General features: G+C 29.5%; 6 protein-coding genes. All 6 read left to right on the top strand.

All coding sequences use genetic code 11. The features are described 5' to 3' along the window. Nucleotides 1–210: MerR family DNA-binding protein (locus N4A40_17075; protein ID MCT4663569.1), on the top strand; the 210-nt coding region annotated here is incomplete at its 5' end. A 486-nt stretch (nt 211–696) separates the two neighbouring features. Continuing rightward, nucleotides 697–1,098, top strand: a complete 402-nt coding sequence (locus N4A40_17070; GenBank protein ID MCT4663568.1) for a hypothetical protein — start codon at nt 697–699, stop codon at nt 1,096–1,098. Between the two features lie 93 nt (nt 1,099–1,191). Further along, nucleotides 1,192–3,279 (top strand): hypothetical protein, encoded by a 2,088-nt coding sequence (locus N4A40_17065; GenBank protein ID MCT4663567.1) that lies wholly within the window; start codon nt 1,192–1,194, stop codon nt 3,277–3,279. Further along, nucleotides 3,280–4,152 carry an ABC transporter ATP-binding protein gene (locus N4A40_17060; GenBank protein ID MCT4663566.1) on the top strand — a complete coding sequence of 291 codons (873 nt, stop codon included), beginning with the start codon at nt 3,280–3,282 and terminating at the stop codon, nt 4,150–4,152. It begins immediately after the preceding gene. A 2-nt stretch (nt 4,153–4,154) separates the two neighbouring features. Then, nucleotides 4,155–5,315 carry a hypothetical protein gene (locus N4A40_17055; GenBank protein MCT4663565.1) on the top strand — a complete coding sequence of 387 codons (1,161 nt, stop codon included), beginning with the start codon at nt 4,155–4,157 and terminating at the stop codon, nt 5,313–5,315. Continuing rightward, nucleotides 5,306–7,381, top strand: a complete 2,076-nt coding sequence (locus N4A40_17050) for a DUF5050 domain-containing protein (protein MCT4663564.1) — start codon at nt 5,306–5,308, stop codon at nt 7,379–7,381. Before N4A40_17055 ends, N4A40_17050 begins: the two co-directional genes overlap by 10 nt. Nucleotides 7,382–7,705 lie beyond the last annotated feature (324 nt).

The raw sequence follows: 7,705 nt of genomic DNA, 5'->3' as shown, positions 1-7,705 counted from the left end.
GTTGTATGTTTAAAAGATACAAATATGCCATTAGAAGAGATTAAGGAAATCGTTAGGCTGAGTATGATTGGTGATGAAACGATTGATGAGAGAAAGCAAATTCTATTAGAGCACAGGAAAAAAATCCAGAATCAGATTGAACTTCTAAAGAAAAGCATGGCAAAAGTAGATAAGAAAATTGCATTCTATGACGGAGCAGAAACGTGTTAAGTGTATATGTATTATCGAATTATTAGGATTTTTAAATAGTAAAAACCCCCTTCTAAGTTTTAGTAAGTAATGACTTAAATTTAGAAGGGGGTTTTTTATTTGAAAATAAAAATGTTAAAATCAGGAAATATTTTAAGAGTTATAATTTTTATTTTGAAATTTAGTTGCAAAAAATCAGGATACTATTAGCAAAAATTATATGAATTGATACTTAATATAATCGCTATGTGAAAAATAAAAAGTATAGAAGATGTTTAAATAAAAGATAAATATTAATAGAAATTAAAATTAAGTAGTGAAAATGACAATATATTGAATTATGAAAGATTGACAGTGGGAAAACCAAGTTATAAAATTAAACTGTAAAGATAAACAAAAAAGATGAATGATAGAAAAGACAGAGTGTTTATTAATCGGATTTGATGCTTAAATCCGGAAGAAAAATTTGATTTTTAATATAATAACATAACAAAGAGGGTAGATAATATGCGTAAAAGATTAATGAGTATGGCATTAGTATTTTCAACATTGATAGCAAGTGGAGCTCCGGTATATGCAGGTTGGGATACTGATTATAAGAATACAAAATATGGACGTTTAGAGGCAGATCTGAGTTGTCACATGGGATGGGAGTCAACTGGAGGAATTGCTACCACTACTATAGGGGAAGAAGTTTATAAAGTTGTGTCTAAAGTAGAGCTTCAAAATAATGATAATGGTAAAAGACTAGATAGTGATACAAACATAGAGAGACATAGTAAAAAATCTGTAGCAGAAGCAGAGACAAGAACAAGAGATTATGAAATAGTTACGTTTGGAACGCATGAAGTAAGAGATGATAGAAGTTATGCTGTATACACAAAAACTAGTGATAGTGTTGTAATTTAAATAATCATTATATAAGAAGAAAACAAAAGATATTTAAGGTAATAGCATAATTCCCTTAAATATCTTTTAATATATGAAAAGAGGAGAATACATATGAAAAAAAATCTAATGTACATATTGTGTTGTGTGCTTTTGTGTTCTAGTATTATTACTGGATGTAGTGCAAATGAAAGTAGCGATGAAGATGCTGAGGTTGCTTCAAAGCTTGAAAATCCATTTGATATGGAACAGATGGAATCTGAAGTAGAAGGCAAAGAGGTTGTTGGAAATTATGGATTTGGTATAGCTGGCGATAGACAAGAGCTTATCTTCGATGGAGAATATGTAGATATACCTGTAGAATGGCAAAACTTTGCTAAGGCTATAGATGTGGGGATTATGTTATTTGTAGATGGAGAGCCTCAGGAGATATTTTTGAAAGGAGAGGAATCAGAAAGTAAAACTTATTTGAAAAAGATAACGCTGCCAGAAGAGAAACTAATAACAAAGACAATTAGTTTCAGGCCTAGTGTAGGTAGAAAAGGAGATAAATTAAAAGTGCATGTTACATCTATGCTCAATCCATCGTACCTACCTACTGGAGAGAAAGAAACATTTGACGTGCAGCATAGTTTACTAGATGTTAATCCGATAGATTTAGAATATAAAGTCGATGCAGAGTGCAGAGATTTAAATACTGCTGTTGTTGAAAGTGAATTTATGACAGATGAGGATAGATTAAGTTTGAAAATTGATGATGACCAAACAAATCAAGTACTCCTACATAGTAAAGGCGAGAGTAGATATGAAAATAGATCATTCAAAATGAAAAATGATGATAAGTATTTGAATTTGCAATTATCAGCATATGGAGATGAGTTATTTGAATTTAAAACTACAGTTTTTGTAAATCACGAACCTATAAAGACAAAATTTGCAGGTTATGATGTTGATAATTATATATTCTCGATTCAAAAGGATTATTTATCTACAGCGGATATTTCTGTTGATAAAAAATACATGGATGCAGATCAAAATATAATATATGCAATCAGTGTTCCAGTAGGTGAAAATGTGGATGCTAGTTGGTGTCTAAAAGAGCCGACTAGAGTGATAAAATTTGGAGAAAAAGCTGACAGTCAAGAAGAAAAAAAAGAGCTGAAGGAAATTGTAAATAAGGACATGAGGGAGGTAGATAATAAAGAATTCGAAGATAACGGAAGTGGAGAAGAAATATGTTCAAATTTATTTTCGATAATAGGAGTCAGTAATGAAAAATACATGTATGCCATATCTGATGAAGGAAAACTACTATGTTTAAATTTAGAAACTAGAGAACAAATGGGTTCTATGCAATTGAGTAAAAAAACAACTATATTTGATAAATACGAGTTATTAGACAATGGTTTAGCAATAGTCACAAAGAAACCAAAAAGTGAAAATAAGATCATTTGCAATATTTATGATGAAAGTTTGAATTTAAAGAGAGAGATAGACTTAAATGATTTGTTAGAGAAGGAAATCGAAATTGATGAGAGAAATGTATGTGTTTTAGAAGATGGAAAATCTTTGATTTTTACAGATAGTACGGACAAAAGTATATATATATGCGATATAGATAGCGGAAAAATAGACAAGATGAAAAGTTTAGAGGAAAAGGATACTATTCTGAATTTGGGTAGAATCGTTTATGACCACGGAATAGTTGGAATTAAAACATCTATTGAAGAAGGAGGAAAAAGAAATAATTATATAGGTATGATGAATGATAAAAATGCTGAAATAATCATAAATGAAATATCAGAAGGTGAAGATTATCAAGTAGGAGATATCCAAATTGCAAATGGTCTGTTGTTAGCTCACGATGTAGCTGTATTTGATGATAAGTACCTTTCAGGTAGAGTTGAAATAATAGACAGTGAAGGAGTCAAAAAGCTATTATTGCTAGATAAAAGAGAAGGAGAGAGGGTAAGTTTATCAAGTGATGGTAAAAAAATAGCGACGTGTTTTGCTCCAGATGATGAAAAATATATAATAAGAATTTATGATATTGATAAGCAAAAAATGGTACAGGAAATTGAAGGAAAAAAACTTAAAGAAAGAAGTAGGCTATATATGAGTTTACAATCGGATAAACTTTTTGTGCTGTATGGAGGTCATTTAAGAGAATATGATGTAAAAACCATAATGGGAAGTGTTTAAATGAAGCTTAGGATTAAGGAAGTAAGTAAAAGCTATAAAGACAAAAAGGTGCTATCTAGTGTGAGTTTCACATTAGAAGAAGGTGTTTATGGATTAGTAGGGCCAAATGGTGCTGGCAAAACAACATTAATGAATATAATTGTAGGTCTTTTGAAAGCTGATGGCGGAGAGGTGCTATTTAAATCGGATGAAAATAGTGATAATAATAAATGGGTGGATTTGCCAATAGAATATATTGGCTTTTTACCCCAATATCCAATGTTTTATAGAAATTTTACAGCAAAAGAGTTTTTACACTATATGACAGTTTTGAAAGATTATAAAACGAAGGATATAGACAAATATATAGATGAATTGCTTAAATTAGTAAATTTAGATGATGAAAAAAATAAAAAAATAGGGTCTTTTTCTGGTGGAATGAAGCAGAGGCTAGGAATAGCTCAGACTATAATAAATGAGCCCAAAATACTTATATTTGATGAGCCTACAGCAGGCTTAGATCCTAGAGAGAGAATTAGATTTAGAAATATAATATCGTCTATAGCGAAGGATAGGATTGTAATATTAGCAACACATATAGTAACGGATATTTCATTTATAGCTAAGGAAGTGATACTCCTAAAGAACGGTTTGCTTATAAGAAAGGGGACTCAGGAATATTTAGAAAATGAAATTTATGGAAAAGTTTGGGAGACAAAGACTGCCAGTGAAGAGATAATAAACTATATGAGCAATTTTAAAGTGAGCAATGTAGTTAATGAAAAAGATGGATATAATATTCGAGTTGTAAATGACGAAAAGCCTAATAGCGATGCTGTAGAAGTTGTGCCAACATTAGAAGATGTTTGCCTATACTATTTTGATGAGGTATAGCTATGGGTATTCTATTTTTTGAAATCAAAAAAAACTTTTTAAAGCCATCGATTTTGATATGTATAGTTGTGTTTTCTATTATAAATATTTTTAAAATTACAGTAGGATATGATAGTTTTTTATTAACTGAGCATCATATTGTATCTCCGCATACAGGTTATGAAAAAATATATGTTGAAAAATTGAGTGGTAAGTTGACAGATGAGAAGGTAAACTTTGTCAGAGGGTATTACAAAGAACTTTTAAAAGAGACGTCTAAGGTAGATTATAGTACTGAATACGATGAAAATAGGTATACGGGATATCTATTTGGTGATCTTAACTTGCTAAAACGTGATGTAATTCCCTTATTAGAATATAACTATATGTATAACTCTAATATGGTGGATGTATTAGATAAGGCAAATTATAATGTAAAATTTTATTCTAGTATAGGCAATAAATATGAAAGGGCAAAAAACAAGAGAATAGCTGAGATGTATAAAAATCGAAAAATCGAAGACACTACAAATAATAGGGGGATTTCTTATTATTTTAGATACGATTTTTCTGCGCTTTTAGTGATACTTTTATTGATATTTGGTCTTTCAACAGTATTTTGCAATGAAAATGAAACTCAAATGGTTGAATTGATACGAACATCTAAAAATAGAAAAAAGACTGTAACGATGAAATTCTTGGCTAGCTTTATATATGTATTTGCAATTAGCCTGTACTTCTACTTGATGGATTTGATACTGATTTATATGATTTCAGGTACTGATAGTTTTTTTGTTCCAATTTACAGTTTGCCATTTTTTAAACTTACTCCGCTCAACATGAGCGTAATTGGTTTTATATTTTTGGATTTTGGAATGAAATTTATGGTATTTACATTAATGGGAATATTTTTGCTTTATATATCGTATTATTTAAAGCGTACAGTAAATTCGCTTGTTTTTGGAATTATAGCTATTAGTAGTCTAATAATGGCTAATGATTTTTTCAAAACTGTACTAAATCCAGTATCTCTCATAACAAATTATTCTATGGTGAGAGAATTTGAAGGATTGAATGTATTTGGAATATGTGTATTAAACTACGAAGCAGCTATTATAGTAAGTATGAGTTACTTTTTTGTGCTTTGTGCGTGTATAAGAAAGCAGGCGATAAAATGGTATTAAAGAGTGAACTGAATAAACTGTTTTTCAAACAAAAAGGCCTAATAATAGTAATTTTATTTTTGATATTAGAGGGTGTATTTTGTTTTGTGAATATTAAAAATGATGATGTTTTTTTATCGGAGCTCGATAAGAAAAACTATAGCGAATATATGAATTACTTAGATGGCAAAATGACTGCCGATAAAGAAAGATTTATACTAAATGAGAATAAAGCCTTAGAAAAGGCAAAAATGAAATATGAAAATATTGTAGATGGATTTTATCGTAGAAAAATAGATGAAGAAGAGTATTTGGTAAGGTCTAAAAGTGTTTTAGAAGAGCTAAAAAAAGCAGACGCATTTTCAAAAATTTGGAGTCAATATAAATTTGTGAAGTTAAGCCCAAAGAATAGATATTTCATAGATGACAATATTTATTTTTTGTCAAATGATGGCATAGATTACGCTATGGTCGTATTGATTGGTGTTCTTGTATTGAACTTTTTATTTGTTGAAAAAGATACAGAGATGATAGCTTTCATAAAAATAAGCAAAAAAGGTGGTGTTTTGACAGCTCTTGTAAAATGGAGTATTGTTATGATTTTTACCATTAGTTTGGTTTTGAGTGTAGATTTTATTGAATATATAGCTGTAAGAATTTTTTTTGGGACTGATTTTTTAAATTACCCGATTCAGAGTTTAGAATTTTTTCAGAACTCTATATATCAGATTACAATAGGTCAATTTTGGCTTTATAGAACCATATTAAAAGCTCTTGGCTATGCTGGATTTGTGAGCATTATTTTGATTCTTTCAGAAATGACTAGAAATAAATTGTTCACTATATTTATCCCAGCAGCAATTTTATTTTTTCAAGAGTTGCTATTTGAGAATAGAACATGGATTTACAAAGTACCATTTCCCACAAATCTTATTCGATCAAGTGGATACTTTAGGGGAGATGTAGAAGTAATAAAATCTAAAGGCTCAGTTACAGAATATGCAAAAAAGCTTTTTGACAGTATAGCAATTGAATACTTGATTGCGATGATTGTATTTTGTTTACTTGTGATTATTTTAGCGCTTGTAATTATTAGCATATCGTATAGAAATAAGAGAAAAAATGCCAAAATAGGAATCATGTGCTGCGTTATGATTGTTGCTTTAAGCGGTTGTGCTTCGAGTAAGAATACAAAGGTCAATGAATACAATTTAAATATGAACAAAAACTTACTTGTAACTCAAAATGATGATGTATATATTACAAAAGAAGATCAAACGCTTGATATTTGTTATAAAGATTTTAGTCAAAAATTTGAATTAGATCGGGACCCTTTTTTAAAATTTGATAGAGATAAATATATTGATAAGGTCTTTTTAGACGATGATCGATGCTATATCAATTGTGCAAGACGCGGTATTGATATAAGGTATATTGATTTAAAGGATTTTTCAGAAAAAAAACTTTATGAAGAAAGAGGAGACAAGACAGATTATTTTTTGAATTTATATAAAGATGATTCTTTTGATAGAGATGAAGTTGATATTTGGAGTTTCTTTGTTAGAGAGAATTATCTTTATGTAATATGTCATGATAATGGAGTAATTAAGATAAATATGAAAAATGGAGATAAGAAAAAAATACTTGAAGATGGTGTATTTGATGGAAATATGGCTTTTGATGGAGAAAAAATATTTTATATAAATGATGAATTGACACTTAGGAGATATGATCTTGATACAGAAAAATATAGTGACGTCTTTGATAAAAACATTACATGTTTTTATCTATCACCTGATGATATTATATATTTTGATCAAGAGGGTCTGTATATATCAGATAGAGATGGTGGTAATCAAAGACTTATTATGAGCGGAGCTATAGAAGAGATTTCGTGTGATGATGAGTATGTATATTATACGAAGGTGAATGATTTGAAATTATATAAACTACCTAAAAATGGTGGGACAGAGCAGGTAATATGTGATGAAAAAGTTGTGAGATTTGAAGTACTATCTAATAGTAATTATGTATATTGTCAGATAAGTGATAGTGGAAAACAAAAGTATAAGCTGATAGAAAAATGATTAAGATGGCAAAAAGAGAATAGAGAGGACATATAGATTTTTAGAAAGGAAGCCCTAGTAACTGAGTTTTATTAAATGTTATTTTAAAACTTAGACACTAGAGCTTTTTTCATTTACCATACAAATGCATTGACAACTTCTGTCGGTAATGCTATTCTGATTATAGACAGAAGTTGTCGGTGTGGAGGTGCGATATGGAAGAAAAATATCGAAATATTGATATAAAAAATGAAAAAGTTTTAAGTATAATAAATGCATCATTTGAAGTTTTTGCAAAAAACGATATAGAGAAGGCATCTACAAATATGATAGTAAAGCAAGCAG

This window comes from Tissierellales bacterium, assembly GCA_025210965.1.
Lineage (GTDB): Bacteria > Bacillota > Clostridia > Tissierellales > JAOAQY01 > JAOAQY01.
The sequence above is the reverse complement of the archived record's forward strand: the minus strand, read 5'-3'. Positions and strand labels throughout refer to the sequence as shown.